Origin of the sequence: Agromyces sp. GXQ0307 (assembly GCF_044769845.1) — a bacterium.
Lineage (GTDB): Bacteria > Actinomycetota > Actinomycetes > Actinomycetales > Microbacteriaceae > Agromyces.
The window spans coordinates 97,334-123,712 of sequence record NZ_JBIZVY010000001.1 but is presented as its reverse complement, the minus strand read 5'-3'; the positions used below and the strand labels follow the sequence as shown (position 1 = coordinate 123,712).

The 26,379-nt window shown below is 72.8% G+C and carries 29 protein-coding genes; 20 read left to right on the top strand and 9 right to left on the bottom strand.

What is annotated here, in order from left to right:
* The first annotated feature begins 5 nt into the window (after nucleotides 1-5).
* From ACIQH8_RS00620 to ACIQH8_RS00590, 7 genes are all read left to right on the top strand, one after another.
* Nucleotides 6-425: a DUF779 domain-containing protein gene (locus ACIQH8_RS00620; RefSeq protein ID WP_400993512.1), complete on the top strand. Its 420-nt coding sequence runs from the start codon at nucleotides 6-8 to the stop codon at nucleotides 423-425.
* Nucleotides 426-598: 173 nt separating this feature from the next.
* Nucleotides 599-970 (top strand): FKBP-type peptidyl-prolyl cis-trans isomerase, encoded by a 372-nt coding sequence (locus ACIQH8_RS00615; protein WP_400993510.1) that lies wholly within the window; start codon nucleotides 599-601, stop codon nucleotides 968-970.
* A 174-nt stretch (nucleotides 971-1,144) separates the two neighbouring features.
* On the top strand, nucleotides 1,145-1,978 hold the full coding sequence (locus tag ACIQH8_RS00610) for a DUF4397 domain-containing protein (protein WP_400995650.1): 834 nt from the start codon (nucleotides 1,145-1,147) through the stop codon (nucleotides 1,976-1,978).
* A 5-nt stretch (nucleotides 1,979-1,983) separates the two neighbouring features.
* The gene (locus ACIQH8_RS00605) at nucleotides 1,984-2,682 is read left to right on the top strand and encodes a class F sortase (RefSeq protein WP_400993507.1); all 699 of its coding nucleotides are present in this window, start codon (nucleotides 1,984-1,986) and stop codon (nucleotides 2,680-2,682) included.
* Between the two features lie 165 nt (nucleotides 2,683-2,847).
* A complete protein-coding gene (locus ACIQH8_RS00600; RefSeq protein WP_400993505.1) occupies nucleotides 2,848-3,417 on the top strand; it encodes an RNA polymerase sigma factor in 570 nt (189 codons plus the stop codon).
* Nucleotides 3,398-4,264, top strand: a complete 867-nt coding sequence (locus ACIQH8_RS00595) for an anti-sigma factor domain-containing protein (protein ID WP_400993502.1) — start codon at nucleotides 3,398-3,400, stop codon at nucleotides 4,262-4,264. The genes ACIQH8_RS00600 and ACIQH8_RS00595 overlap by 20 nt, the downstream gene beginning before the upstream one ends.
* A 15-nt stretch (nucleotides 4,265-4,279) precedes the next feature.
* Nucleotides 4,280-4,993, top strand: coding sequence for a lysoplasmalogenase (locus ACIQH8_RS00590; protein ID WP_400993500.1), 714 nt, complete (start codon nucleotides 4,280-4,282; stop codon nucleotides 4,991-4,993).
* On the opposite strand, the gene ACIQH8_RS00585 is transcribed toward ACIQH8_RS00590, so the two are convergent.
* Nucleotides 4,962-5,372, bottom strand: a complete 411-nt coding sequence (locus tag ACIQH8_RS00585; RefSeq protein WP_400993497.1) for a protealysin inhibitor emfourin — start codon at nucleotides 5,370-5,372, stop codon at nucleotides 4,962-4,964. The two genes, ACIQH8_RS00590 and ACIQH8_RS00585, sit on opposite strands and share 32 nt — an antisense overlap.
* Before the next feature lie 10 nt (nucleotides 5,373-5,382).
* Nucleotides 5,383-6,543 carry a M4 family metallopeptidase gene (locus ACIQH8_RS00580; RefSeq protein ID WP_400993494.1) on the bottom strand — a complete coding sequence of 387 codons (1,161 nt, stop codon included), beginning with the start codon at nucleotides 6,541-6,543 and terminating at the stop codon, nucleotides 5,383-5,385.
* A gap of 78 nt (nucleotides 6,544-6,621) precedes the next feature.
* Here ACIQH8_RS00580 and ACIQH8_RS00575 point away from each other — a divergent pair, with 78 nt between their 5' ends.
* Nucleotides 6,622-7,467 carry a CPBP family intramembrane glutamic endopeptidase gene (locus ACIQH8_RS00575; protein WP_400993491.1) on the top strand — a complete coding sequence of 282 codons (846 nt, stop codon included), beginning with the start codon at nucleotides 6,622-6,624 and terminating at the stop codon, nucleotides 7,465-7,467.
* Nucleotides 7,468-7,487: 20 nt separating this feature from the next.
* Here the strand turns inward: ACIQH8_RS00575 and ACIQH8_RS00570 are convergent, their stop codons facing one another.
* A complete protein-coding gene (locus ACIQH8_RS00570) occupies nucleotides 7,488-7,955 on the bottom strand; it encodes a hypothetical protein (protein WP_400993489.1) in 468 nt (155 codons plus the stop codon).
* 119 nt (nucleotides 7,956-8,074) lie between these two features.
* On the opposite strand from ACIQH8_RS00570, the gene ACIQH8_RS00565 reads away from it, so the two are divergent.
* Nucleotides 8,075-9,331 carry a hypothetical protein gene (locus ACIQH8_RS00565; protein WP_400993487.1) on the top strand — a complete coding sequence of 419 codons (1,257 nt, stop codon included), beginning with the start codon at nucleotides 8,075-8,077 and terminating at the stop codon, nucleotides 9,329-9,331.
* Nucleotides 9,332-9,370: 39 nt separating this feature from the next.
* On the opposite strand, the gene ACIQH8_RS00560 is transcribed toward ACIQH8_RS00565, so the two are convergent.
* The 4 genes from ACIQH8_RS00560 to ACIQH8_RS00545 all read right to left on the bottom strand — a co-directional run bounded on the left by ACIQH8_RS00560 (nucleotide 9,371) and on the right by ACIQH8_RS00545 (nucleotide 13,411).
* Complete coding sequence (locus ACIQH8_RS00560; RefSeq protein WP_400993484.1) at nucleotides 9,371-10,753, bottom strand: DUF222 domain-containing protein; 1,383 nt, start codon at nucleotides 10,751-10,753, stop codon at nucleotides 9,371-9,373.
* A gap of 125 nt (nucleotides 10,754-10,878) precedes the next feature.
* Nucleotides 10,879-11,247, bottom strand: coding sequence for a DUF488 domain-containing protein (locus ACIQH8_RS00555; protein WP_400993482.1), 369 nt, complete (start codon nucleotides 11,245-11,247; stop codon nucleotides 10,879-10,881).
* Between the two features lie 69 nt (nucleotides 11,248-11,316).
* Complete coding sequence (locus ACIQH8_RS00550) at nucleotides 11,317-12,429, bottom strand: NAD(P)-binding domain-containing protein (RefSeq protein WP_400993480.1); 1,113 nt, start codon at nucleotides 12,427-12,429, stop codon at nucleotides 11,317-11,319.
* Nucleotides 12,430-12,529: 100 nt separating this feature from the next.
* Complete coding sequence (locus tag ACIQH8_RS00545; protein WP_400993478.1) at nucleotides 12,530-13,411, bottom strand: hypothetical protein; 882 nt, start codon at nucleotides 13,409-13,411, stop codon at nucleotides 12,530-12,532.
* Between the two features lie 205 nt (nucleotides 13,412-13,616).
* Here ACIQH8_RS00545 and rpsO point away from each other — a divergent pair, with 205 nt between their 5' ends.
* The 3 genes from rpsO to ACIQH8_RS00530 all read left to right on the top strand — a co-directional run bounded on the left by rpsO (nucleotide 13,617) and on the right by ACIQH8_RS00530 (nucleotide 15,876).
* On the top strand, nucleotides 13,617-13,886 hold the full coding sequence (rpsO, locus tag ACIQH8_RS00540) for a 30S ribosomal protein S15 (RefSeq protein ID WP_127793104.1): 270 nt from the start codon (nucleotides 13,617-13,619) through the stop codon (nucleotides 13,884-13,886).
* Between the two features lie 185 nt (nucleotides 13,887-14,071).
* The gene (locus tag ACIQH8_RS00535; protein WP_400993475.1) at nucleotides 14,072-14,635 is read left to right on the top strand and encodes a type 1 glutamine amidotransferase domain-containing protein; all 564 of its coding nucleotides are present in this window, start codon (nucleotides 14,072-14,074) and stop codon (nucleotides 14,633-14,635) included.
* Between the two features lie 104 nt (nucleotides 14,636-14,739).
* Nucleotides 14,740-15,876 carry a M24 family metallopeptidase gene (locus tag ACIQH8_RS00530; protein WP_400993472.1) on the top strand — a complete coding sequence of 379 codons (1,137 nt, stop codon included), beginning with the start codon at nucleotides 14,740-14,742 and terminating at the stop codon, nucleotides 15,874-15,876.
* Between the two features lie 22 nt (nucleotides 15,877-15,898).
* On the opposite strand, the gene ACIQH8_RS00525 is transcribed toward ACIQH8_RS00530, so the two are convergent.
* Nucleotides 15,899-16,447, bottom strand: coding sequence for a CGNR zinc finger domain-containing protein (locus tag ACIQH8_RS00525; protein ID WP_400993471.1), 549 nt, complete (start codon nucleotides 16,445-16,447; stop codon nucleotides 15,899-15,901).
* 94 nt (nucleotides 16,448-16,541) lie between these two features.
* On the opposite strand from ACIQH8_RS00525, the gene ACIQH8_RS00520 reads away from it, so the two are divergent.
* The 7 genes from ACIQH8_RS00520 to ACIQH8_RS00490 all read left to right on the top strand — a co-directional run bounded on the left by ACIQH8_RS00520 (nucleotide 16,542) and on the right by ACIQH8_RS00490 (nucleotide 23,649).
* A complete protein-coding gene (locus tag ACIQH8_RS00520; protein ID WP_400993469.1) occupies nucleotides 16,542-17,501 on the top strand; it encodes an EamA family transporter in 960 nt (319 codons plus the stop codon).
* Nucleotides 17,502-17,510: 9 nt separating this feature from the next.
* On the top strand, nucleotides 17,511-18,398 hold the full coding sequence (locus ACIQH8_RS00515; protein ID WP_400993466.1) for an LLM class flavin-dependent oxidoreductase: 888 nt from the start codon (nucleotides 17,511-17,513) through the stop codon (nucleotides 18,396-18,398).
* A gap of 58 nt (nucleotides 18,399-18,456) precedes the next feature.
* On the top strand, nucleotides 18,457-19,092 hold the full coding sequence (locus tag ACIQH8_RS00510) for a hypothetical protein (RefSeq protein WP_400993464.1): 636 nt from the start codon (nucleotides 18,457-18,459) through the stop codon (nucleotides 19,090-19,092).
* Nucleotides 19,093-19,212: 120 nt separating this feature from the next.
* Nucleotides 19,213-20,850 carry a M28 family metallopeptidase gene (locus tag ACIQH8_RS00505; protein ID WP_400993462.1) on the top strand — a complete coding sequence of 546 codons (1,638 nt, stop codon included), beginning with the start codon at nucleotides 19,213-19,215 and terminating at the stop codon, nucleotides 20,848-20,850.
* 64 nt (nucleotides 20,851-20,914) lie between these two features.
* Nucleotides 20,915-21,709 (top strand): fructosamine kinase family protein, encoded by a 795-nt coding sequence (locus ACIQH8_RS00500; protein WP_400995647.1) that lies wholly within the window; start codon nucleotides 20,915-20,917, stop codon nucleotides 21,707-21,709.
* 72 nt (nucleotides 21,710-21,781) lie between these two features.
* A complete protein-coding gene (locus tag ACIQH8_RS00495) occupies nucleotides 21,782-23,023 on the top strand; it encodes an LLM class flavin-dependent oxidoreductase (protein ID WP_400993460.1) in 1,242 nt (413 codons plus the stop codon).
* Entirely contained in the window at nucleotides 23,020-23,649 is a 630-nt protein-coding gene (locus ACIQH8_RS00490) for an FMN reductase (protein WP_400993458.1), read from the top strand. The genes ACIQH8_RS00495 and ACIQH8_RS00490 overlap by 4 nt, the downstream gene beginning before the upstream one ends.
* A 66-nt stretch (nucleotides 23,650-23,715) precedes the next feature.
* Here the strand turns inward: ACIQH8_RS00490 and ACIQH8_RS00485 are convergent, their stop codons facing one another.
* Nucleotides 23,716-23,922, bottom strand: coding sequence for a dodecin family protein (locus ACIQH8_RS00485; protein ID WP_155051744.1), 207 nt, complete (start codon nucleotides 23,920-23,922; stop codon nucleotides 23,716-23,718).
* Nucleotides 23,923-24,118: 196 nt separating this feature from the next.
* Between ACIQH8_RS00485 and ACIQH8_RS00480 the strand changes: the two genes are divergently transcribed.
* Nucleotides 24,119-26,200 (top strand): glycosyltransferase, encoded by a 2,082-nt coding sequence (locus ACIQH8_RS00480; protein WP_400993456.1) that lies wholly within the window; start codon nucleotides 24,119-24,121, stop codon nucleotides 26,198-26,200.
* The last annotated feature ends 179 nt before the right edge of the window (nucleotides 26,201-26,379 follow it).

The following is a 26,379-nucleotide window of genomic DNA, read 5'->3' as shown; positions in this document are numbered from 1 at the left end:
CGGCCATGACGAACGAGGCGACGGATGTCGCGGCGCTCGCCGCACGCGTGGTCGCGTCGGTCACGGTGCCGGGGGACGTCTCGCCGCGGGTGGAGCTCACGCCCGCGGCGAGCGTCCTGCTCGCGACGCTGTGGGCGAAGCACGGGCCCCTGATGTTCCACCAGTCGGGCGGATGCTGCGACGGCAGCGCTCCCATGTGCTACCCGGCGGGCGACTTCGTCACGAGCGCGGCCGACGTGCTCCTCGGCGAGCTCGACCTCGGCTCGGGCCGGGTCGTGCCGTTCTGGATGTCGGCCGAGCAGTTCGGCTACTGGCGGCACACGCACCTCACGGTCGACGTGGTGCCCGGCCGGGGGAGCGGGTTCTCGCTCGAGGCGCCCGAGGGGGTGCGGTTCCTGATCCGGTCCCGGCTCATGGGGGAGTGACACCGCCCCACACGAAGAAACTCGTCGCCCCGCGGTGTGGCCTCAGCCGACAGCACTCCGGGGCGACGAGCTCTTTAGGGCTACAGACTGCAACGTGTTCGCCGTCAGCACAAGACCCGTGTGGACGGGTGTCCCGGATTGAACGCGCACGCGGCATCCGTTTTGATGGACCCATGACTGATACGAACAGCAAGCCCGAGGTCGAGGCTCCCGAGGGTCCGGCGCCCGTCGAACTCGTCATCGAGGACATCGTCGTCGGCGACGGCCCCGAGGCGGCGGCCGGCTCGACGGTCGACGTGCACTACCTCGGCGTCGAGTACGACTCGGGCGAGGAGTTCGACTCGTCGTGGAGCCGCGGCCAGTCGATCAACTTCCCGCTGCAGGCGCTCATCGCCGGCTGGCAGGAGGGCATCCCCGGCATGAAGGTCGGCGGGCGCCGCAAGCTCACCGTCCCGCCGCAGCAGGCGTACGGCCCCGCCGGCGGCGGTCACCCGCTCTCCGGCAAGACCCTGATCTTCGTGATCGACCTGCTCGGCGTCAGCTGAACCGAGCCCACGTACGGCGTGACGGCCGGCGCACCCGCGAGGGGCGCCGGCCGTCGTCACGTCCGGCGCGAGGAATTCTCCATGCATGTGCATCCGATCGGGAGGTTGGATCGGAAGGAGATGGTGTCAGGCAAGATCCGCCCCGCGAACCGCGGGAACGACCAGGAGGACACCATGAAGAAGATCATCGCCGCCGGCATCGGCGCCGGAGCGCTCGTCGCGCTCGGCGGACTCGCGCCCGCCAACGCCGCCGAGGACGCGGCCATGCTCTCCGTGCTGCACGGAGTCCCCGGCCTCACGGTGGACGTCTACGTGAACGACGAACTGACGCTCGACGACTTCGAGCCGGGCGACCTCGCCGGCCCGCTGGAACTGGCTGCGGGCACCTACAGCGTCGCGATCACCGCGGCGGATGCCGCCGACGCATCCGAGCCCGTGATCGGACCGGTCGACCTGCCGCTCGAGGCCGGCGGGAACTACACGGCCGTCGCGAACCTCGACGCCGAGGGCAACCCGACCGCCAATCTCTTCACGAACGACGTGTCGGAGATCGCGGCCGGTGAGGGCCGGCTGACCGTTCGACACGTCGCGGCGGCACCCGCGGTCGATGTGCTCGCCGGTGGTGAGGCCGTGATCACGGGCCTCGAGAACCCGAACGAGCAGTCGCTGGACCTGCCCGCCGGAACCGTCGAGGCTTCGGTCGCCGCCGCCGGCACGACCGACCCGGTGCTCGGGCCGGCACCCGTCGACGTCGCCGAGGGCACGCTGACGATCGTGTACGCCTGGGGCAGCCTCGAGGACGACACGCTCGAACTCGCCGTGCAGACCGTGACCGGGATGCACTCGAGCCCCGACGGCGTTCCGGCCGGTGCCGCGGGTCTCGTCGCGACGAACTCGCCCGAGCGGGTGTTCGGCCTGTGGGCCGCGGGGGGAATCGCGGTCCTCTCGGCGATCGCACTCGCAGTCGTTGCGGCCCGCAAGGTCGTGACGGTGAAGGCCGAGCGCTGATCGCCATGCGGGGGAAGGCGGTCGCGGCCGGGGTGTTCGGGTCCCCGGTCGCGGCCGCCGCCGTGCTCGCCCTCCTCGCCGGATGCGCGGTCGCACCGGGGGAGGGCGCGCCGGCGCGCGTCGAGCCGTCCGCGTCGGCGGCCGCGCCGACCCCCTCAGCGCTGCCGGGGGCACGCCCCGCGGCGGCGGCCCAGGCCTCCGCGATCCCCGACGTGCCGCGCCGCTCGGCGTCGCTCGAGGCGAACCGTGCGGTGCAGGCGCCCGCGCCGGTTCGCGTCGAGGTGCCCGATCTCGGCATCGACATGCGGGTCGAACCCGTCGGCCTCGACGCCGACGGGCGCATGGGCCTCTTCGACGACCCGGCGATCGCCGCGTGGTACCGGTGGGGGCCGGCGCCGGGGTCGGAGACCGGATCGACCGTGATCGCGGCCCACGTCGACTCGCTGGAGTACCGGGTCCTGCCGTTCGCGCGACTGAAGGATGCGGCACCGGGGACGCCGGTGTTCGTCACGGATGCCGCGGGCACGCGCCACGCCTACGCCGTCGAGTCGTCGCAGGTCACCGAGAAGTCCGACGTCGACTGGGATGCCGCGTTCGACCGATCGGGTTCGCCGCGACTCACCCTCGTCACCTGCGGCGGGGAGTTCGACTACGAGGCCAGGCGCTACCTCAGCAACCTCGTGGTCACCGCCGTTCCGAAGTGACGACGCGGACGACCGGAACCGGGAGGGGGACTCGATATGCTGATGGCCACGCCGCAGTCGACGACCGCGGCACCGCCGCTCGTCATGGTCGACGCGCGGCCCCGCCAGGCCCGATCCGCCCGGAGTCATCCGGGTCGGGTCCGACGAGAGGATGAGCCCCGCACGGTGAGCCCGATCGCCTTCGACACCCTCGACGACCGCGCGCTCGCGGAGGAGTTCTCCGCCGGCGATGAGCGCGCGCTCCGGGAGGCGTACGCACGCTGGTCCCCGCTCGTGTTCCGGCTCGCCTACCGCTCGCTCGGCGACCGCACCGACGCCGAAGACGTCACGCAGCAGGTGTACCTCGCGGCGTGGCGGGGGAGGTCGACCTTCGACGCGACGCGTTCCACGCTGAGCGCCTGGATCGTCGGCATCACGAAGCACCGGATCGCCGACGCGCACGAGGCGAGGTCGCGGTCGCGTCGGCTGCAGGAGAGCCTCGTCGCCGAGGCGTCCGTGGCCTCGACCGCAGTCGACGACGACCTCGCCGAGCGCGCCATGGTCGCCGAGGAGCTCGGTCGGCTGGAGCCGGTGCCGCGGCGGGTGATGCAACTGGCGTTCTACGACCAGCTCAGCCATTCGCAGATCGCCGAAGCACTCGACCTGCCGATCGGCACGGTGAAGAGCCACGTACGCCGAAGTCTGAGCCGACTGAGATCACGATGGGAGGTGGAGGATGGACCACATCGAGCCTGAGGAGCTCGCCGTGCTGGCCCTCGATGGAGGCCAGCCCGAGCCGGTCGTCCGCGACCACCTGTCGGCGTGCGAGGTCTGCGCCGCCGAGTACGCCGCGCTCGCGCGGACGGTCGACCTCGGACGCGATGCGCCCGACGACGAGCTCGAGGCACCGCCGTCGGCGGTGTGGTCGCGCATCCACGACGAGCTCGGACTGGCTCCGGAGCTCGCGACGGATCCGCTCGCGGAGCGCGGTGCGGCCACTGCGGCGCGCGCGCCGGCATCCGGCACGCCCGATCCCGACATGCGGGAGGCGTCGTCCGACGGTCCGGGGGTTGCGGCGTCCGCTCGGCGTCACGTCGTGCCGCGTCGTCCGCGCACCCCGTCGCCGACCGCGAACGGGCCGTCGCGCCGGCGGCTCTGGTGGGGGATCGCCGCGGCGGCGGCCGTCATCGGGCTCGTCGCGGGCGTCGGCATCGGCGTCGCGATCACCGGGGTCGGCCGTGACGGGGTCGCGCCCGACGCGAGCACCGTCCTCGCGACCGCGGAACTCGACGCGTTCCCGGGGTGGGACGACGCGGTCGGCACCGCCGTCGTCGAGGAGGACGTGGCGGGCGATCGGACCATCGTCGTCGACCTCGCGACCGAGGTGCCCGCGGGCGAGGTCCGCGAGGTGTGGCTCATCCGCGCCGACGCATCGGGGCTCGTGAGCCTCGGCCTCATGGACGGCGATTCGGCGCGGCTCGCGGTACCCGCGGGCATCGACCTCGCCGAGTACCCCCTCGTGGATGTCTCGGCGGAGCCGGTCGACGGCGACCCGGCGCACTCCGGCGACTCGATTGTCCGTGGAGAGCTGAGCGCGGCCTGACGTGAAGCAGACGACATGACCCGATCCGCCCCGCCGCGCGTGCGCGATCAGGCCGCGCTCGCGCCCGAGCCGATCGCCCGCGCCGACCATCGACGACTCGTCTTCGCGTTCGCGCCGTACGCCGTGCTGAGCCTGGTGCACCTCGTGGTGTTGGTGGGCGGCCTCGGCGCCGCCCCCGCAACCGTCACGAAGCTGCTCCTGATGCCCGCGCTCGTCGTCGCGGTGGTCCTCGCGCGACCCCGCTCGCGTTCGACCGCCGGCCTGCTCGTCGCGGCCATCGTGCTCTCGTGGGGCGGCGACGCGCTGCTGACCGCTCCGGGCGACGGATGGTTCGTGGCGGGCCTGCTGTCCTTCCTCGCCGCGCACGTGGCGTACGTCGTGCTCTTCCTGCGTCTGCCTGCCGCCGGTCGCCGCCTGCCGTGGTGGACGCTCGCGTACGTCGCGTGGTTCGCGGCCTTCCTGACCCTGCTCGCACCCGGCCTCGGCGACCTGCTCATCCCCGTCGCGGTGCTCGGCACGATGGCCGGGCTGGCGGGCGGACTCGGCGGACTCGTCGCGCTCGGCGGTGCGCTCTTCGTGGTCTCCGACTCGGTGCTCGCGCTCGGCCGCTTCCTGCCCGGCTACGAGTTCGCGGCGCACGACCTCGTCGTGATGTCGACCTACCTGGCCGCGCAGGGATTGATCGCGTTCGGCGTGCTCACGCGTCGGGGGAGCGCTCGGGTTCGGTAACCTCGGCTGCCTCCTCGGCTGCCTCCTCGGCTGCCTCCTCGGACGCGGTCTCCCGCGTGGCCCCGGCCGCGGACTCGGGCGCAGCCCGCCCCGCGGCATCCGGCCGCCCCCGTTCGGGCTCGGCCGCATCACGGACCCGGTCGACGAGGTCGCGCCACGGCCCCGTCACCTGGCGCTCGGCGAGCGTCGCCTCGTGCGGCTCGCACCGGATCCGATAGGTGTACCGGTCGGGTTCCGGCGGGCCGGGCGGCGTCTCGCTCCATGGGAGGCGCTCGACGAGGAGCACCCACTCCTCGGGGTCGGGCTGGTCCTCGACCTCGACGGTCCACGTGAGCCGCAGCCCGGCGAGCCCTCCGCTTCGGACGACCTCGACCTCCATGCTCCGGATGCTACTCCGCTCCGAGCCCGACGGCCTTCCACCCGTTCGCGACGGCCGCCGCCTCGCGCGAGCCCGCACCGTAGCGTTCGCGTGCCGCGGCGAGCGTCGCCGCCGCGAACGCGGTGAACCCGTCGTTCGGCTTCAACGTTCCGCCGGTGAGGGTGTCGTACCAGATGCGGCCGACGTGCTCCCACGCGAACCCGCCGAGTTCGACGGCCGCGAGTGCGAAGGCGCGGTTCGGGATGCCGGAGTTCAGGTGCACGCCACCGTTGTCGGCATCCGTCTCGATGTAGTCGCGCAGGTGCGCGGGCTGCGGGTCGCGGCCGAGCACGTCGTCGTCGTAGGCGGTTCCGGGTTCGAGCATCGAGCGCAGTGCGCGGCCCTGCACGAGCTCGGTGAAGACGCCCTCGCCGATGAGCCAGGTCGCCGCGTCGGCATCCTGTCCCATCGCGTACTGCTCGGTGAGCGCGCCGAACACGTCGGAGACGTGCTCGTTCAGCGCGCCCGACTGGTCGCGATAGCGCAGGCGCGCGGTCAGCTCGGTGACGCCGTGCGCCAGCTCGTGGCCGATGACCGACCGCGACTGGGTGAACCCGCGGAACACCTCGCCGTCGCCGTCGCCGAACACCATGCGCTCGCCGTCCCAGAAGGCGTTGTCGTAGCGGTCGCCGAAGTGCACGGTCGCCTCGAGCGGCCCACCGGCGCCGTCGATCGCGTCGCGCCCGTAGACCCGCTCGAACAGGGCCCAGACCTCGCCGAGGCCGTCGTAGGCGTCGTCGACCGCGTCATCGCCGGTCGGCGGGCGGCCCTCGGTGCGGACGACGCGGCCGGGAAGCGACTCGGCGCCGTCGGCGTCGGAGATGCGGCGGTCTGGGGCGGGCGCCCGGGTGGCGGCATCGCCCACGGCGCCGGGCGCGCCCTCGTGCTCGCCCTCGCCCTCGCCCTCGAGCGTCGTCGACCGGGTGTGCTCGTGCGGCAGCAGCCCGGGGTGCGCGCCCTCGATGCGAAGCTCGCGCATCGGCTCGTCGCGCAGCAGCGACCGGCGTGCGGCGTCGGCCGCGACGTCGTAGTGCTCCTCCGCGGCCGCGATCCGCAGCAGGAGGTACGGCGGGACGATGCCCGCGCGGGCGTCGGGTTCGCGCGGAGCGGGTGGCGGCGGCATCCGGGTCATGCGTCGATGCTGGCATGCACCGCCGACAGGTCGGAGCGCCCCGCCGATCGACGAAGACGCACGTGCGAAGCTGGAGGGGTGACCGCCGCCGTCGCCGCCCCCTCCGAGGTGCGCACCCACCCGATCGCGCTCGTCCCGGCCGTGCTCGTCTGCTCGGCCGCGGTGCTGCTGTTCGGGTTCCAGTTGCGCCCGCCCGGGTACGCGATGCTCGTCGTCGGCCTGGTCGTCGCCTGGCTCGTCGACCGGTCGGGCCGCACCGAGCGGTTGCTTCCCGACCTCGCGCTCATCGCGATCGGCCAGGCGATCATCTCGACGATCTCACTCGAGGCCGAGCTCTCGAACGAGGCGATGGTGCGCTTCGCCGTGGTGCTGGGGGCCGCGGTCGCCGTGCCGTTCCTCATCTCGCGGTTCCTGTACCGCGAGCGCGTCATCCGCTTCCCGTGGCGAACCGGGCGACGTTGGACCCGCACGCAGTGGCTCTACCTCATCTTCGTCACGTTCGCCGGATGGCTCATCCTGCCCTTCTACTTCATCACCTCGGGCGTGTACCAGAACTGGCCGACGGTCACCGAGCCGAACGAGATCGCGAGACTCTTCGTCGGCGTGAACGCCGTCGGCACGTGGGACGAGCTGTTCTTCATCTGCACGGTGTTCGCGCTGCTGCGCCGGCACTTCCCGACGTGGCAGGCGAACCTGCTTCAGGCGATCGTGTTCGTGTCGTTCCTGTGGGAGCTCGGCTACCAGTCGTGGGGTCCGCTGCTGACGGTCCCGTTCGCGCTGATCCAGGGCTACACGTTCAAGCTCACGAAGTCGCTGACCTACGTGCTCATCGTGCACCTGCTCTTCGACGCCGTCGTGTTCTGCGTGATCGTGTACGCGCACAACGGGTGGCCCGCGATCTTCCCGCTGGTGCCCGCGGGGTAGACGGACGCGCCATCCTCGGTTCAGGCCTGCCGCCGCGCCGGCGACATGGTGCGCACCGAGGCCGTTCCGAGCGCCAGCGCGCCGGCGGCGGCCGAGACGCAGACCGCCCACTCGATCGGGCCGGGGGCCTCGGGCGGCGTCTCGAACACGGCCCCCGAATCGCTTCGGTAGACCTCGGCATCCGCCCCGACCGCGAGGTCGTCGCTCCGCAGGTCGGCGGTGGTCCCGTCGGGCAGTTCGACGCTGATGTACCGGAACGGCGAGGTCCGGCTGCCGCGCCGATCGGCGACGAGTCGGTCCTCCGTGCGCTCGCCGACGACGATCGCCTCGACCGGCGAGGTCGACATGGTCGCCCGTGAGACGGTCTCACCGATCGCGACGACGGCGATCGCCCCGAGCGCGATCGCGCCGATGGCGAGCACGGCCGCCGTGACCCGGCGCGGCGGGTAGCCCGCGCGCGGGGCGGTGTCTCGTGGTGCCTCGGCCATGGTTCGCGACCCTTCGGATCACTCGATCCAAGGGTCGCACGGGCGGTCGTCGCCGTCACCGGGCCCGATCCGGTCGTCCTTCCCACCGCCATCCGCGGCGAATAGGGTCGAGGCAGCCGATGACGACGAGCGGACCGGGGGTCGCGATGTCCGAGTTCATGACGCGGTCCGATGCGCCGCTCGAGCCGATCCGAGGCGTGGCGGCGTTCGAGTCCGAATCGCCCTCTGCCGTGGCCTCGCGAAGCGGCCAACTGCTCGGCATGTCGCTGTTCGCCTTCGGCGACGATCAGCAGGCGGCCGACCTGCAGGCGGACGCCGCGGAGCTCCAGGTTCCGCAGGTGCACCGGGCCGATCCCGCGCTCGCCGAGTTCGCGGACGATGCGATGCTCGAACATCTCGTTCACGACCTGCTCGCTGAGCACTGGCCCGAGTTCCCCGGTCACCTCGACCTCCCGGAATCCGAGCGCCTGAGCGGCGCGGCCGCGCTCTGGAGTGCCGTGGACCGGTCGCACGACCCACGGGTGCTGACGGCGCTGCTCGCGCTCAGCGCCCGCAGCGCCGACGACCTCGAGGCCGTCTCCGGGGCGGCGGGCCTCGACCGGCTCGCCGAGGGCCGTCTCGAGTCCGCGCAGGTGCTCCTCGATCGACTGGCGGACTCTCCCGACGCGATCGCCGGCGCGATCGCGCGGGTGATGCTCAACCGACCGTCGACCGCCCTCGAGCCGCCGGTGGGCGGCGGGTCGGCCGAGTCCGGCGGCCCGTCGACGGTGAGCGTCGCGGTGCACGGTACGTGGGGGATGGTCGGCGAGGATCCGTGGTACCGCCCGGGCGCGGACCTCCACACGCACATCCGGCGCGAGGTGTCCGCGAACCTCTACGACGATCGCGGCTACTACATCTGGACCGGCGGGTTCTCGCAGCGGGATCGGGACGACGGCGCCCGAGACCTGAGCCTCTGGCGCGAGCTCAACGGCTACGCCGAGTTCGACGAGATCTACGCGCACAGCCACGGGGGGAACGTCGCCCTGTCGGCGGCGGCCGGGGGAGAGCGGATCCGGATGCTCGTGCTCATGCACACGCCGGCACTGCGTCGGCCCGACGACGAGTGGGAACGGATCGCCCGCAACATCCGCCGGGTCATGGTCATGCGGACGCGGATGGACCTGGTGGTGCTCGCGGACGGCCTGCGGAACGGCAGCCGCCAGCGATTCGATCCGCAGCAGCTGCCGCACTTCGAGCTCGCCCTGCACTGGGCGAAGGGCGACGGATGGTTCTCGCACGGGCTCTTCGTGAGCGAGCCGAAGTGGCAGCGATACCACATCGCCGAACTCGTGGAGTCGCAGCGGAGGATCGCCGAGTATGGTCCGCCTCGATGAGGCAGCCGTTCTGATCCGCACCTCGGCAGCGGCGGTGTCTCAGAACGGTGCCGGCTCGAGCACGCCTTCGTGTGACGTCCGCGACCATTCGCCGATCGGTACTGTTCCGCGCGGCCCCCCGCGCTCCGGCGTCGCGTCAGGCGGCCCCGTTCCCTCACCGGCGTCGACGGGCTCGAACCTGCGCTCGGGCTGCGTCCGGAGCATATGGCCCGCGGGCGAGGTCCACCGCAGGACGCCGCGTGCCTCCTGCACCACGCGCCATCCGCCCTCGTGCTTCAGTCGGTGGTGGTGACGGCAGAGTGCCGCGAGATTGGCTGCGTCGGTGCGGCCGCCGTGCTCCCAGGCGGTGGTGTGGTCGAGATCGGCGCCCTCGGCCCGGCGCGAGCAGCCCGGGAAGCGGCACTGCCCGTCGCGCACCCGCACGAACCCGTCGAGGTCGGCGGGCGCGCGGTACACCTCGCGGCCGTAGCTCAGGGTGGCGCCGGTCTCGGGGTGGACGAGGATGCGCCGCAACGACGGCGCGTGGGCCGCGATGATGCGGGCGGTCTCGGCGTCGATCGGCCAGTAGCCCTCGAGGTCGGCAGGCTCGTCGTCGAGGCCGAGCAGGGTCAGCACCGGCACGGTCACGTTGAGGCGGGGCCGGACGGCACCGGTCGGTCCGGCGGCCGTGTCGCGGAAGCGCTCGTCGTCGGCCAGCGCGCCGGAGAGCAGCAGGTCTGACGCCAGGTCGGCCGCGCGCTGCGCGCTCGTGCGAACGTCGCCGGACGCTGCGCGGGCAGCGAGGACCTCGAGTCGATGCTCGATGGCGATGGCCCGTTCGGCCTCGATGAACAGGCCGAGCCAGGCCATGCCGTCGTCGTCCGGCTCGACGGTGACCCGCCGTTCGGCTGCTGCACGAGCACGGCGATCGACGAGCGGTTCGGGATGCAACCGCTCGCGCGCCCGCCGCATGCGACGCCGGACGTCGGCATTCGTCGACACGACCCCCTCGCTGACGGCAGCGGCCGCCGCCTCGAGCGCGACGCTCTCGACCGAGTTCGCAGCTTCGGCGGGCAGGCCACGGGTGAGCTCGAGGACCGAACGAACCTGCGTCGGCGCGACCTCGCCCGCCTCGAGGGCGTCGAGCGTCGCGCTTCGAGGCCCGGTCAGACGCTCGGCGTCGGCGACGAGCCGGGCAGCGGATGCCTCGTGCTGCCCGAGCGTCGTCGCGAGCTCGGCCACGAACGAGCGGATCGCCAGGTCGCGATCGCGAGCCTGGCTCGACGGTCCGACGCCGGATGCTTCCACCGCGAGCTCACGGGCCCGCTGCACCGACCGGAACCGGTCGGCGTGCAGGCGCCGCATCATGCGCTCGAACTCGGCGATGGACGCCAGTTCGAACTCGAGCGCCGCGGCGGCGGGGAGGTCGAGGGTGGCCGGCATGGGTCGATCCAATCAGGACCCACCGACATCGAATGCCATCGGAATCGCAGGTCAGATGGATATTCCTGCACGGCGTTCGGGGACGCTCGGGCCCGAGCCATCCGCCCTCAGCGAGCCATCCGCCCTCAGCGCTCGACCGCAGCGCCGTGCTCGCCGAGCCAGTCGCGCAGCACCGCCGCGTGATTGCGCACGGCATCCCGCGCGCCGTACAGCAGCGTCACCCGCTCGCGTCCACCGGCGAGTTCCAGCAGCGCCCGCGCCGCCGGGTTCCCGTCGAGCTCGCCACGGTACCGCTCGGCGAACTCGTCGAACCGGTCCGCATCGGCGTGGTGCCATTCGGTTCGCAGCTCGGGTGAGGGCGCGGCGTCCTTCGCCCACTCGTCGAGCTCCGCTCGCTCCTTCGAGATGCCGCGCGGCCAGAGCCGGTCGACCAGCACCCTGACGCCGTCGGATGCCGCGGGCTCGTCGTAGACGCGCTTGATCGCGATGACCATGCGGCCAGTGTGCTCGCCGCGCAGGGCATCGGCAACAGGCGAGGCCGGGCGATCCGGGTCGCCCGCGGCCTACGCCGCCATCGCCGCTCGCCGCTCCAGCACGATCTGCTGCACGGCCGCCCGCCCGGCGCGGTTCGCGCCGACGGTCGACTGCGAGGGTCCGTACCCGATGAGGAACAGTCGCGGGTCGTCGAGCGAGCGGGTGTCGGCGACGCGGAAGCCGCCCGCACGCGTCCGAAGTCCGAGCGGCGCGAGATGATCGAGGGCCGGGCGGAACCCGGTCGCCCAGAGGATCGCATCGGCCGGTCGGAACGAGCCGTCGGGCATGCGCACGCCGTCCTCCTCGATCGAGGCGAACATCGGATGCCGCACCAGCACGCCACGCGCATCGGCGGCGCGTGCCCACGGTGTCCAGTGCATGCCCGTCACCGCGATCACGCTGCCGGGCGGGAGGCCGTCGCGGACCCGCGCCTCGACGCCGGCGATCGCCGCACTGCGTGCGGCCAGGTCGAAGTCCTCGTCGATCCAGTCCGGCTCGCGCCGGGTCATCCACGTCGTCTCGGCGACGCGCGAGATCTCCTCGAGCAGCTGGACCGCCGAGACGCCCGCGCCGACGATGATCACGCGCTGCCCGGCGAACTCGTCGGCGGAGACGTAGTCGGCCACGTGCAGCTGCCGGCCGCGGAACCGGTCGATCCCCGGGTAGTACGGGCGGAACGGGCGCGTCCACGTGCCGGTCGCGTTGATGACGTATCGCGCCGCCCAGGTGCCGCGATCCGACTCGACGAGGAGTCGGCCGCGCGGGTCGTCGTCCGCGCGCCGGACCGCCCGCACCCGGACCGGCCGCTGCACGTCGAGATCGAACCGGCGCTCGTACTCGGCGAAGTAGGGCGGCAGCACCTCGCGGCTCGGAGCGGCCGGGTCGGCGGGAGAGACGGCATGACCGGGCAGTTCGTGGATGCCGTTGACCGTCCCCATGCGCAGCGACGCCCAGCGGTGCTGCCAGGCGCCGCCGGGAGCGGCGTTCGCGTCGAGCGCGACGAGGGTGTCGGACGCCGCCGGGTCGAGGCCGATCGGCACGAAGCCGCGCCGGCGGAGGTGATGGGCGGCCGAGAGCCCGGCCTGTCCTGCGCCGATCACGGCGACGTCGACCCGTACGGCGCCCGCAGGCACGGCGCTCATCGGCACTGCTTCCACGCAGGTCGGAACCGCGTCGGCATCCCGCGTATTCCGGGAACGGTCCTCGACGCCGACGCCGACGCCGACGCCGGCCGCGCTCGGCTCAGTCAGGGATGCGCGCGACGACGAAGCTCCCGTCCGCGCGCCATTCGGCGGCGAGCAGGTCGGTGTCGGCGGCCCGCGCGGCGATGCCCTCGCCGAGCTCGCCGTCGACGACGAGTTGGGCGGGGATGCGCGTCCGGAGCAGCAGGCCGTCCGACGCGAGCATCCGGAGGTCGGCGCACTGCGCCGCCGCGCCGGCGGTGCCCATGCGGGCGACGAGGCAGGCGACCCCGCCCGGCTTCGACACCGCGTACACCGCGAGGCCGGCGATCGGGCCGTCGGCGCCGAGGACGAGCGCGGAGCGAGCCGACGGGTACGCGACGTCGAGCCAGGCGTCCCGCACCTCCGGGACGAGGTCCGGGTCGCTGAACGCGGCCATCGTGCCGAGGCCCCGGACGTGATCGGCGGTGCCCGCGATCGCCCCGGCGGCGGGCGGCGTCGCGGGCACGATCCGCACCGTCACCGCCGGCGCGGTCGCATCGGTCGTCACCGGGCCGCCGCGCATGCCGAACGACGGCCCCACGGCCAGCACGACTCCTGCTGCCAGGGCGATGAGCGCCGCGGCGGTCCGTGGGCTGCGCCGGCGGCGCGGTTCGCGCGATCGACGGCCGTCGTCGCGCCGCAGCGCGGACGCCGGCGACCGCCGCTCCGGCTGAGACGTCGGGATCGACCGGTCGGTCGGGGGCGCGCCGGCCGGCGTCGCCGCGGCCGCCGCGACCGGGTGCGACGTGCGTCGGTCGAGTTCGAGGAGCTTCCACTCGCTCTCGGTGACGAACACGACCCGCCCCGTCGACGAGTCGACCCGCTCGACGCGCGGCTCGTCGGCCCCGGCGCGGGAGTACACCCGCGCCTCGAGCTCCGCGCGATCGTGCTCAGTGGCCATGAACGGACCTGCCGTCCCTCTCAGCCTAGACCCGAGGACGGCTCGACTCGTCGGTGCGGCAACGCCCACCGCTCTCCCGCTGGGGCGCGAGCGCGCGCCATCCGCTCTGCTAGACTCTTGAGGTTGCCGTGAAACGGCCGCGCATCAAGAGAGCCCAGGCAGCAGGCCCCGGGCAGCGCGCAACGAGAAGAAGGGATCCCCATCTATGGCACTGGATGCAGACATCAAGAAGGCGATCATCGAAGAGTACGCGACTCACCCCGGTGACACTGGATCCCCCGAGGTCCAGATCGCGATCCTCACCAAGCGGATCAAGGACCTCACCGAGCACCTCAAGGAGCACAAGCACGACCACCACTCGCGTCGTGGCCTGCTGCTCCTCGTGGGTCAGCGTCGTCGTCTGCTCGGCTACCTCGCCGACGTCGACATCAACCGCTACCGCTCGCTGATCGAGCGTCTCGGGCTACGCCGCTGAGCGACGTACCCCGCCGCGGCTCTCGATGACCCCGCGAACTTCTTGCGAAGGCCCCCGCCCCGCTCACCACGAGCCGGCCGGGGGCCTTCGTCGTGTCCGGATGCCGCGGCGTCGGGTGTCAACCCGTTGAGACCGGTCCGCCTCCGCCGTAGCGTCGATCGCTCCGACGTCGAAAGGAGAGCACGATGACCGAACGACTGGACGGCAAGCGCGTGGCGTTCCTCGTCACCGACGGGTTCGAGCAGGTGGAGTTCACCGAGCCGTGGCGGGCGATCGAGGATGCGGGCGCCAGCACGCATCTCGTGTCGCCGGCCGAGGGCAGCGTGCTCGGGATGAACCACACCGACCACGGCGATCGCTTCGACGTCGATCGCGCCGTCGCCGAGGCCTCGCCCGACGACTACGACGCGCTCGTCCTTCCCGGCGGCGTCGTGAACGCCGACCACCTGCGCATGGACGAGGACGCGGTCGCGTTCGCCCGCGGGTTCTTCGAGCAGCACAAGCCGGTGGCGGTGATCTGCCACGGCGCGTGGACGCTCGTCGAGGCCGGTGTCGTGAACGGCCGGACGCTCACGTCCTACCCGTCACTGCGGACCGACCTCCGCAACGCCGGCGCGAACTGGGTGGACGAGGAGGTCGTGGTCGACGAGGGGCTCGTCTCGAGCCGCAACCCGGACGACCTGCCCGCCTTCATCGACAAGGCGATCGAGGAGATCTCCGAGGGGACGCACAGCGAGCAGACCGCCTGACGCGGGCCGGAAGACCCGGCGTCCTGACGAGGGCGGAGCTAGGCTCCGATCGTGCGACGGCGGCGATGCGCGCCACGGGGCTCGTCGCCGCGAGGAGGAGACCGATGTCCGCCACCGCCGCCGAACGCGAGCCCGCATCCTTCACCGCCGACGACTTCGCGGCGCGCATGCGCCGCGCCGCGCTCGCCGCCGCCGATGCGGGGCTCGCCGGCCTCGTCGTCACGCCGGGCCCCGACCTGCGCTACCTCACGGGCTACCTGCCCGTGGCGATCACCGAGCGCCTCACGATGCTCGTGATCCCGGTCGACGGCGATCCGTCGCTCGTCGTGCCGAAGCTCGAGCGGCCAGACGCCGAGCGCGCCGCCGCCGCGTCGATCCTCCGGCTCGTCGACTGGATGGACGGCGACGACCCGTACGCCGCCGCCGCGCCGCTGCTCGCGCCCGGGCGGTACGCGATGTCGGATTCCGCCTGGGCGATGCACCTGCTCGGCCTGCAGGACCGCCTCGCGAGCACCACCTACGTGTCGATGACCAGCGCGCTGCCCATGCTCCGCGCCGTGAAGGACGCCGACGAGCTCGAACGGCTCGCCGCCGCGGGCGCGGCCGCCGACGCCACCTACGGCGAGATCCTCGACGTGCGCTTCGCCGGTCGCACCGAGGCCGACGTCGCGGCCGACCTCGCGGCCGGCCTCATCGCCCACGGCCACTCCGAGGTCGACTTCACGGTCGTCGGCTCCGGCCCGAACGGAGCGAACCCGCACCACGAGCAGGGCGAGCGCGTGATCGAGGAAGGCGACATGGTCGTGCTCGACTTCGGCGGGCTCAAGCACGGCTACGGCTCCGACACCACCCGGACGGTGCACGTCGGCGAGCCGAGCGACGAGGAGCGCGCGGTGCACGAGCTGGTCGTCCGCGCCCAGCAGGCGGGGTTCGAGGCGGTGCGGCCGGGTGTGCCGTGCCAGGAGATCGACCGCGTCGCGCGCGCGGTGATCACGGAGGCCGGCTACGGCGAGTACTTCATCCATCGCGTCGGCCACGGCATCGGGCTGACGACGCACGAGCCGCCCTACATGGTCGAGGGCGAGGAGACCCCCCTCGAGCCGGGCATGTGCTTCTCGATCGAGCCGGGCGTGTACCTGCCCGGACGGTTCGGCGTGCGCATCGAGGACATCGTCACGGTCACGGCCGAGGGCGGGCGTCGGCTGAACACGACGCCGCACGAGATGGCCATCGTGCACTGACGCGCGGGGGCGGCGACCCGCCTCAGTCGGCGGTGCGCGCGCGGTACGCCCGGGTCGCCATGCGGTTGCCGCAGCGCGTGCTGCAGTACCGCTTCGAGGCGTTCTTGGAGAGGTCGACGAACACGCCCGTGCAGTCGTCGGCCTGGCAGCGCGCCAGCCGGTCGATGCCATCGGCGCGGATGACGTCGACGAGCGCCATCGCCGCCTCGACGAGCATGCGCTCGGCGAGCGGCCGGTCCTGCGAGACCGCGTGGATGTGCCAGTCGAGCGCGTCGTGCCGTACGAGGCGGGGGATCGCGTGGGCCTCCTCGAGGATCGCGTTCACGGCGCCCGCCATCGGGTCCCGCTCGAGGGTCCAGATCTCGCGAAGGCGGTCTCGCACGGCCCGGACCTCGTCGAGTTCGCGCCGGTCGCCGTCGCGCCGACCTGAGAAGGCCCACACGTCGAGGAGCCCCGCGAGCTGGTCGGTCGTGGCGAGCTCGTCATCACCGGATTCCGACGCGCCGGGCACGGTGTCGGCGACCGCGGCCATGAACCCCAGCGCCGCGACCGTGTCATCGGTGAAAATCATTTGACTCCTGACATCCGCTCGACTACTGTCACGAGCATAACGACGTTCGGTCCTCACAGGGCCGACGGCGTGCGGAGTCGTGGAGGAGGCGGCCGTGCGTGCATCACGGGGGATCGTCGGCATCGCGCTCGGACTCGCTGCCGGGCTGGCGTTCGGCGTGGGCGGCGTGTTCGTCAAGCCGCTGCTCGAGGCGGGCTGGTCGCCGGGTGCCGCCGTGCTCGCGCGCATCTCGATCGCCGCGGCGATCCTCGTCGTCCCCGCGCTCATCGCGCTCCGGTTCGACCTCAGGCCGCTCTGGCGCGCCCGCTGGACCGTGCTGCTGTACGGCGTCGTCGCCGTCGCGGGCGTGCAGTTCGCGTTCTACGCCTCGCTCGAGCGCATCCCCGTGTCGATGACCCTCCTCATCGAGTACCTCGCGCCGATCGCGCTCGTCCTCTTCGCCTGGGTGACCACCCGCCGGATGCCGCAGCTCATCGTGCTCGGCGGCTCGGCGCTCGCGCTGGTGGGCCTCTGGCTCGTGATCGGGCCCGGCGGAGGCGACCTCGATCCGCTCGGCCTGGCATTCGCCGCGATCGCGATGATCGGCGTGTGCGTCTACTACGCGATCGGGGAGCGTGCGACCGAGCACCTGCCGCCCGTCGCGCTCATCGCCGCCGGCTTCGTGGTCGGCGCGGTCGCCCTCGGCATCGCCGGGCTCGTCGGCCTGATGCCCATGGAGGCGGCACTCGTCGACGTCGACTTCCTCGGCGGGACCGCGCCGTGGTGGGTCCCGCTCCTCACGGTGGGCGCGGTCTCCACGGCGTTCGCGTACTCGGCCGGCATCGCCGCCATCCGCCTGCTCGGATCCCGCGTCTCGTCGTTCCTCGGGCTCTCCGAGGTGATCTTCGCCGGGATCGTCGGCTGGATCCTCCTCGGCGAGGCGCTCGGCCCGCTGCAGATCCTCGGCGGCGCCCTGATCCTCGGCGGGATCGTGCTCGTCAAGCTCGAGCGCACCCCGCGCGACGCGGCGACCGAGGCCGTTCCGGAGCCGCTGCCCGTCTCGACCTCGGCGTAGGCTCCAGCCATGCGATTCGGACTCGTCATCCTCCCGCAGTACGACTGGCCGGAGGCGGCGCACCGCTGGCGGCAGGCCGAGGAACTCGGGTTCGATCACGCGTGGACGTACGATCACCTCGCGTGGCGCGGCCTCGCGGGGGAGCGATGGCATGCCACGATCCCGACGCTCACCGCGGCAGCCATGGTCACCGAGCGGATCCGGCTCGGCACGTTCGTCGCGAGCCCCAACTACCGGCACCCCGTGCCGTTCGCGAAGGACGTCGCCACGCTCGACCAGATCTCCGGCGGTCGGCTGATCCTCGGCCTCGGTTCGGGCGGGACCGGGTTCGACGCGTACGTCCTCGGCCAGTCCGAGCTCTCCGCGCGCGAACGCCACGACCGCTTCCGCGAGTTCACCGAGGCGCTCGACGTGCTGCTGCGCTTCGAGCGGGGTTCCGGCGAGGGCATCTCCTACTCCGGCGATCATTTCTCGGCGGTCGCGGCGCGGATGGTGGGGGAGCCGGCGCAGGAGCCCCGGATGCCCTTCCTCCTGGCCGCGAACGGTCCGCGCGCGATGCGGCTCGCCGCGCGGCACGGCTCGGGCTGGGTGACCACCGGCGGCCCCGTCGACGCGGATGCCGCGTGGTGGGCCCATCTCGCCGACCTCGTCGCGCGTCTCGACGATGCGCTCGCGGCCGAGGATCGCCACCCCGGCGACTTCGACCGCGTATTGTCGCTCGACGGCGACACCCGGTACTCCATGACGAGCGTCGCGGCGTTCGAGGACGCCGTGGGGCGCGCCCGCGAGCTCGGCTTCACCGACGTGGTGTCGCACGCGCCCCGCGAGCACGGCCTGTACGCCGGGAGCGGGGCGGTGCTCGAGGAGATCGGGGCGCGTCTGCCGGAGCTCCGCTGAGCCGGTCGGCCGCCTCGGGAGCCGGGTGCCGTGCGGGGGCGCCGGGTAGCCTGTCGTGGTGCCCGCGCCCCGCTTCGTCTCCCCGCTCCGCTGGGAGCCGCTCCCATACCTCGTCCTGGTGGCGTTGCTGCTCCTCACCGGCCTGATCCGACCCGAGAGCGGCGGATGGCTCGTCGCGCTCGTCGCGGCCATCGCCCTCACCGTCGCGTGGGGTGTCGTCGCGTTCGTCCGCGAGCGCCGGATGCGCAATCCGGACCCGATGGGCGACCTCACGAGCCTCGACGGCCTCGAGATCGTCGACGCCGTGCCGATCGGCGCCGCGGTCCGCACGGTGGTGCCCGTCGTCGACGTCCACCGCCACCAGCCGGCGATCGACCTGGCACGGCTGCACGGCGGCGCCGAGCAGCCTGCGATCCTGGTGCCCCGCGCGCGACGGTGGCTGTCGCCGAGGTATCGCATCGGCGTGCAGCTCGTGGGCGGCGATCGGCCGCGGCACGCGGGCTTCCTCGGCGATGCGGCCGACGCGCGCTGGCGAGACGCGCTCGACACGCTCCGCGTCGGTCGTGGATCGTACGTTCGGGTTCCGGCGGCCATCGAGGGATCCGGGCGGCCGTATCGGGTGGATCTCGACCTCAGCGGGCTCGAGGCGCTCGCGGGTGGCGAGGATGCGGCCTCCGCCGGCGCGGAGGCCTGAGGAATCGTCGGTGCTTTAGTCGGGCGTCGCGGGGAAGTCAAGACTGTTGCCCTCTGCGACGGCCCACGTAGTCTCTCGCGGGAGGGGCGTCGACGAGGACGCCCTCCGACAAGGAGAGACATGTATCGATCTACGAGGCTTTCCCGCCGCACCGCCGTGCTCGCGACCAGCGCGTCGACGATCGCGGCGCTGGCGCTGGTCCCGGCCGGCGCCGCACTGGGGGCTCCGGCCGCCAAGGGGTGCGAGAACCGAAACAACACCACGATCTCGAGCCTGCTCGAGTGCGTCGACGCCGACGGTGCGATGGAGCACCTCGAGGCGCTGCAGGCGATCGCGGATGCCAACGACGGCAACCGCGCCGCCGGCACCGAGGGCTACGAGCAGAGCGTCGACTACGTCGTCGAGACGCTCGAGGCCGCCGGATGGGACGTGTCGATCGACGAGTTCCCGTACACCTACGTCGGGCCGTCGACCCTCACGCAGCTCACGCCCGTCCAGGCGGAGTACGAGACCGGGCCGTACACCGGCAGCGGCGCGGGCGATGTCACGGGCACGATCATCCCGGTCGACCTGCAGCTCGGACTCGGCAACTCGAGCACGAGCGGGTGCACGCCCGACGACTTCGCCGGCCTCGACTTCTCGGGCCCGGCCGACATCGCCCTGATCCAGCGCGGCACATGCCCGTTCGCCGACAAGGCCCTCAACGCCGAGGCCGCCGGCGCGGAGGCCGTGATCATCTTCAACCAGGGCAACGACACCTCCGATGCGCGCAACGGTCTCATCGTCGGCACGCTCGGCGGATCGAACGTCGTCGGCATCCCCGTCGTCGGTGCGAGCTACGAGCAGGGCGTCGCCCTGTCGGAGGCCGGATCGACGGCGAACATCTTCGTCCCGGCGCCCGAGGAGCGTCCGCAGAAGAACGTCATCGCGGAGAAGACCGGCGCGAACGACGACAACGTCGTGATGGCCGGTGCCCACCTCGACTCGGTCCAGGCCGGCCCGGGCATCAACGACAACGGCAGCGGGTCCGCCGCCCTGCTCGAGCTCGCGCAGAACCTCAGCAAGCTCGAACCGCAGAACACCATCCGCCTCGCGTGGTGGGGTGCCGAGGAGTCGGGTCTCATCGGTTCCGAGGAGTACGTCGCGGAGCTCAGCCAGGAGGAGCAGGACCGCATCGCGCTGTACCTGAACTTCGACATGGTCGCCTCGCCGAACTACATCTTCATGGTGTACGACGGCGATGAGTCCGGCTGGCTCGCGCCCGACGGCGTGCCGATCCCCGACGGTTCGGTGCAGATCGAGAAGCTCTTCGAGAGCTACTACACCTCGGTGGGCGAGCCGTACGACGATGCGCAGTTCAGCGGTCGCAGCGACTACGACGCGTTCATCCGCGTCGGGATCCCCGCCGGTGGCCTGTTCACGGGTGCCGAGGTCGTCAAGACCGAGGAGCAGGCGGCGATCTGGGGCGGCGTGGCCGGTGAGTCGTACGACCAGTGCTACCACCAGGTGTGCGACACGATCGACAACGTCAACGAGCACGCGCTCGACGTGAACGTCGACGCGATCGCCACCGCAGTGCTCGCCTACTCGTACTCGACCGAGTCGGTGAACGGCGTCAAGGGCGTGAAGGTGCCCGGCGGCCTGAAGCTGCCCACGCCGGCCGGACCCGAGGGCACCATCGGCGGCAACGCCGGCGGCCTCGACCCCGACCTCGTGGGTGAGGACGGCCACCACCACGGACCGCACGAGACCGAGTAGTCTCGCTCGATCCGATCAGCGGAGCCCGTCGCGAGAGCGGCGGGCCCCGCGCTCGTGGGCGAGGCTGCGTGAGACTGGTCGGATGCAGACCATCGTGAAGCGACGGGACGACGCCCCCGACGGGTTCTTCGAGGCCGAGGCGGCGGGCCTGGGGTGGCTCGCAGCGGCCGGCGGGGTGCGGGTCGTCGCCGTCGCCGGGGTCTCACCCGGCCGGATCGAGCTCGAACGCATCGCGGAGGCTCGTCCGACCCGTGACGCCGCGGTGGCGTTCGGCGCCGCGCTCGCACGAACGCACGCCGCAGGCGCCGCGGCGTTCGGCGCTCCGCCGGACGGTTGGCACGGGCCCCTCTACATCGGCCGGCGCGAGATGCCCGCTGCCGCCGAGTCGTCCTGGGGCGCGTTCTACGCGCGCGACCGCGTGCGGCCGTTCGTGCCGATCGCGGTGGATGCCGGCAACCTCACCGCCGACGAGGCGGCCCTCGTCGAGCGTGCGTGCGCGGCGATCGCTGCCGGCGCGTTCGACGACGAGGAGCCGCCCGCCCGCCTGCACGGCGACCTCTGGAACGGCAACGTGCTGTGGTCGGCCGACGGCGTCGTGCTGATCGACCCGGCCGCGCACGGCGGCCACCCCGAGACCGATCTCGCGATGCTCGCCCTCTTCGGGTGCCCGTTCCTCGAGGTGATCCTCGCGTCGTACGACGAGGCCGCGCCGCTCCGCGACGGATGGCGCGAGCGCGTTCCCCTCCACCAGCTGCATCCACTCGCCGTGCACGCCGCCGGGCACGGTCGCGGGTACGGCGTGGCGCTCGCCGAGGCGGCCGGAGCCGTCCTCGGGGTGCTCGACACCGGGCGGGAATAGTTCCGCCGCGGCATCCGTTCACCCATCTGCATGCAAAAGCATGGAACGAGAGACGGAGCCCAGGAGGGCGACATGCAGTTCGGAATCTTCACCGTCAGCGACATCACGCAGGACCCCACGACCGGCCGTACGCCGAGCGAGGCCGAGCGGATCCAGGCGACGCTGACCATCGCCACGCACGCCGAGGAGGTCGGTCTCGACGTCTTCGCGCTCGGCGAGCACCACAACCCGCCGTTCTGGTCGTCCTCGCCCACCACGACGCTCGCGTACATCGCCGGCCGGACGAGCACCCTGCAGCTCTCGACCGCCACGACGCTCATCACCACCAACGACCCCGTGAAGCTCGCCGAGGACTACGCGATGCTCCAGCACGTCTCGGGCGGTCGCGCCGACCTCATGCTCGGCCGCGGCAACACCGGCCCGGTGTACCCGTGGTTCGGCAAGGACATCCGCCAGGGCCTGCCCATCGCGATCGAGAGCTACGAGCTCCTGCACCGCCTCTGGCGCGAGGACGTCGTCGACTGGGAGGGGAAGTTCCGCACGCCGCTGCAGGGCTTCACCGCGACCCCGCGTCCGCTCGACGGCGTGCCGCCGTTCGTCTGGCACGGCTCGATCCGCACGCCCGAGGTCGCCGAGCAGGCCGCGTTCTACGGCGACGGCTTCTTCGCGAACCACATCTTCTGGCCGGCGACCCACACCCAGCGCATGATCGCGCTGTACCGCCAGCGCTACGAGCACCACGGCCACGGCACCGCCGCGCAGGCGATCGTCGGACTCGGCGGCCAGGTCTTCATGCGCAGGAACTCGCAGGACGCCGTGAACGAGTTCCGTCCGTACTTCGACAACGCCCCCGTGTACGGCCACGGGCCGAGCATGGAGGAGTTCACGCAGCAGACGCCGCTCACGGTCGGCAGTCCGCAGGAGGTCATCGACCGCACCCTCGGGTTCCGCGACTACGTCGGCGACTACCAGCGCCAGCTGTGGCTCATCGACCACGCCGGTCTGCCGCTGAAGACCGTGCTCGAGCAGCTCGACCTCCTCGGCGAGGAGGTCGTCCCGGTGCTCCGTCGCGAGTTCGCGAAGAACCGCCCGGCCGACGTGCCCGACGCGCCCACCCACGCCTCGCTCGTCAAGGCGGCGTACGGCGACGGCGAGCCGCGCCAGGCGACGCCCAACGCGAACCGAGGCGACAACCTCACCCTCGGCTCGCCCTACCAGGACGGCGCGACCGCCCCGGTCGGCGCCGGAGCCGTCGGCGCATCGGCCGGCTCGGCCTTCGGTCCGGCCGCGACCCGGACGGCGGGTGCGCGATGACCACCAGGAAGATCGTCGTCATCTCCGCCGGACTCTCGACGCCGAGCTCGAGCCGGCAGCTCGCCGATCGGCTCCTCGCCGACAGCGCGAACCTCCTTCAGGAGCGCGGCCACGAGGTCGAGGCGAAGGTGTTCGAACTGCGCGACCTCGCGCACGACATCACGAACCACCTGCTCATGGGCTTCGCACCGCCGAAGCTCGAGGCCGCGCTCGACGCGGTCGCCTCGGCCGACGGGCTCATCGTCGTCACGCCGATCTTCACGACGAGCTACGCGGGGCTGTTCAAGTCGTTCATCGACGTGATCGACCCGCAGGCGCTCACCGACCTGCCGGTGCTCATCGGCGCCACGGGCGGCACGCCGCGCCACTCGCTCGCGATCGACTACGCGATCCGCCCGCTGTTCACCTACCTGCACGCGCGCCCCGTCACGACCGGCGTCTTCGCCGCGACGAGCGACTGGGGCGGCAGCGGCGACGGCGTGCGTTCGCTGCCCGACCGGATCTTCCGCGGCGCGACCGAGTTCGCCGACCTCGTCGAGCGGACCGACCGCAGCGAGCTGATGAGCGACCCGTTCGCCCTCGAACGCCCGATGGGCCACCTGCTGGGCGGCCTCGCGGGGGAGTAGGCGGCCGACGAGCACGGAGCCGGAGGGGCGCAGGCCTCTCCGGCTCGCGTCGTGCGCCGCGCCCGGTCAGTCGTCGAGCACGAACGTGACCTCGAGCGTGACCGACCACTCGACGACGCTGCCGCCCTCGACCTTGACCTTCTGCTCCTTCACCCACGCGCCCTTGACGCCTCGGAGCGTCTCGACGGAGCGGGCGATGCCGACCGCGACCGCGTCCTCGAAGCTCGTCTCGGAGAAGGCGGTGATGGTGGTGACCCGTGCGACCGATGACATGGCGTTCCCCCTCGAACGATCCCGGACGCACCGGAGCATGCGTCCGGCTCCCATCATGCGCCTGCCCGGCGGGCGCCGCGAGGGGTTGACCCGCTCGCGTCCGGCGCGCGAACGGCATCCGTCGCCTCGGTGAACCTTCGGCGGACGACGGCGTCCCGGTTCGTGTCGCACACGTGGGCGCCCCCATGCTGGCCGCGTGAGAGTCGCACTGCTCGCCGAGTCGTTCCTCCCGCACATGAACGGCGTCACCCACTCACTGCTGCAGGTGCTCGGCCACCTCGAGCGGCAGGGTCACGAGGCCTTCGTCCTCGCGCCTCGTTCCGGACCGGTGGACCACGGACTGCACGGCGCGCGAGCCGAGTTCCTCCGCTCCGTACCGATGCCCGGCTACCCGGAGGTCCGCGTCACCGTCGCCGGCGCGCGTCGTCTCGCCGCGTCGCTCGCCGACTTCGCACCCGACGTCGTGCACCTCGCGTCGCCGTTCGTCCTGGGATGGCAGGGCGTCCTCGCCGCCGAGCGCATCGGCGCGCCGAGCGTCGCGGTCTACCAGACGGATGTCCCGGCGTACGCCGAGCGCTACCGGGTGCCGGGCGCCGCGCCCGCGCTGGCGAACCACGTCGGCCGCCTGCACCGGCGTGCGACCCTCACGCTCGCGCCGTCGTCCGCGGCGATCTCGCAGCTCGAGGGGTACGGCGTCGAACGGCTGCGGCGCTGGGCCCGCGGGGTCGACACCGACCGGTTCCGGCCCGGGCGCCGCACGCCCGACTGGCGCCGTCGCTTCGCCGCCGACGGCGAGGTGCTCGTCGGGTACGTGGGCCGTCTCGCACCCGAGAAGCAGGTCGAGGACCTCCGCGCACTGTCCCGGGTCGACGGCGTCCGCGTGGTCGTGATCGGCGACGGCCCCGCCCGGTCGGCGCTCGAGGCCCTGCTGCCGGATGCGGCGTTCACCGGCTTCCTCGGTGGCGACGCGCTCGCCGAGGCCATGGCGAGTCTCGACGTCTTCGTCCATCCGGGTGAGAGCGAGACGTTCTGCCAGACCGTCCAGGAGGCGCTCGCGAGCGGCGTGCCGGTCGTGGCGACGGGTCGCGGCGGGCCGCTCGACCTCGTGACCTCCAGCCGCGACGGTTGGCTCTACCGGCCGGGTGACCTCGATGAGCTCGTCGAACGCGTGCGCGACCTCGCCGGCGACGACGCCAAGCGGCGGGCGTTCGGTCGCGCCGCACGCGAGGGCGTCGCGGGCCGGAGCTGGTCGGCGCTCGGCGACGAACTGCTCGGTCACTACGAGTACGCGCAGCAGCTGCGTGGTGCTGCGAGTCGTGGCGCAGCGAGCCGCGCCCCGACATCCGTCGCGGAACGGCTCCGGCCGGCGGTCGCACCGGAGGTCACGACGGGCCGGGACCAGCGGGCGGCAGTCGACGAGCGTGACGAGCGGATGGCGCGGCGCGACGTGTCGGCGCGCACCCCGCGCTCGGCCTGGCGTCGGTTCGTCGCCGTCGGCGACTCGGTCACCGAGGGGCTCTGCGACTCGTCGAGGATGGCCGCGGGGGAGTATCGCGGGTGGGCGGACCGCCTCGCGATGCTGCTGGCGCAGACGGGTGACGGCATCGGGTACGCGAACCTGGCCGTGCGCAGCCGGCGCGTGGGCGACGTGATCGACGTCCAGCTGCCTCGCGCGGTCGCGCTCCGGGCCGACCTGGTCACGGTGCTCATCGGCGGAAACGACCTCGTCCGTGTCGGCGCCCGCGCCGAGGCACTGGCCGATCGCGTGGGCGAGGCCGTCGAGGGGCTCAGGGCGGCGTCCGGGTGCGACGTGCTCGTCGTGACGCCGCTCCTGCCCGCGCACGCGCGGCTCGGCTCGGTCCGGCTCGCGTTCGAGCGGTTCGCCGACCGCCTCGTCCAGCGCGCCGAACACGCCGGCGCGATGGTCCTCGACGCCTCGACCCACAGCGGACTCACGGCCCGCGGCGTGTGGGCCGAGGATCGCGTGCACCTCAACTCCTCGGGCCACCGCGCGCTCGCCTACGCCGCGGCTGACGTGCTGGGGGTGCCGGATGCCGCCGCCCTCGCGGGCCTCGACGCCGTGCTGCACGGCGACGCCGACGAGCCCGATGCGCCGCCGCTGCCGAACGCCGAGTGGCTGCGTCGGCACGCGATGCCCTGGGCCGGCCGACGACTCCTCGGCCGCACGGCGGGCGACGGGCGCGTGGCCAAGCACGACGCGCTCGTGCACCTCCCGGGCCGGAACGACGAGCGCGCGCGACGCGGAATCCGCACGTGACGGGGTCACCCGGCGGCATCCGCACGTCCCGCCGACGCGCGGCCCGCTAGGTCGCGACACGCCGGGCTGGTAGGCTCGGCGAGGATGCCCGCGCGGCATCCGCTCAATTCAACATGAGCTCGCACCCTCCCATGGGTGCTTCGGAGCAGGCCGGCAGGAAGCTGGTCCCCTGTGGTGGC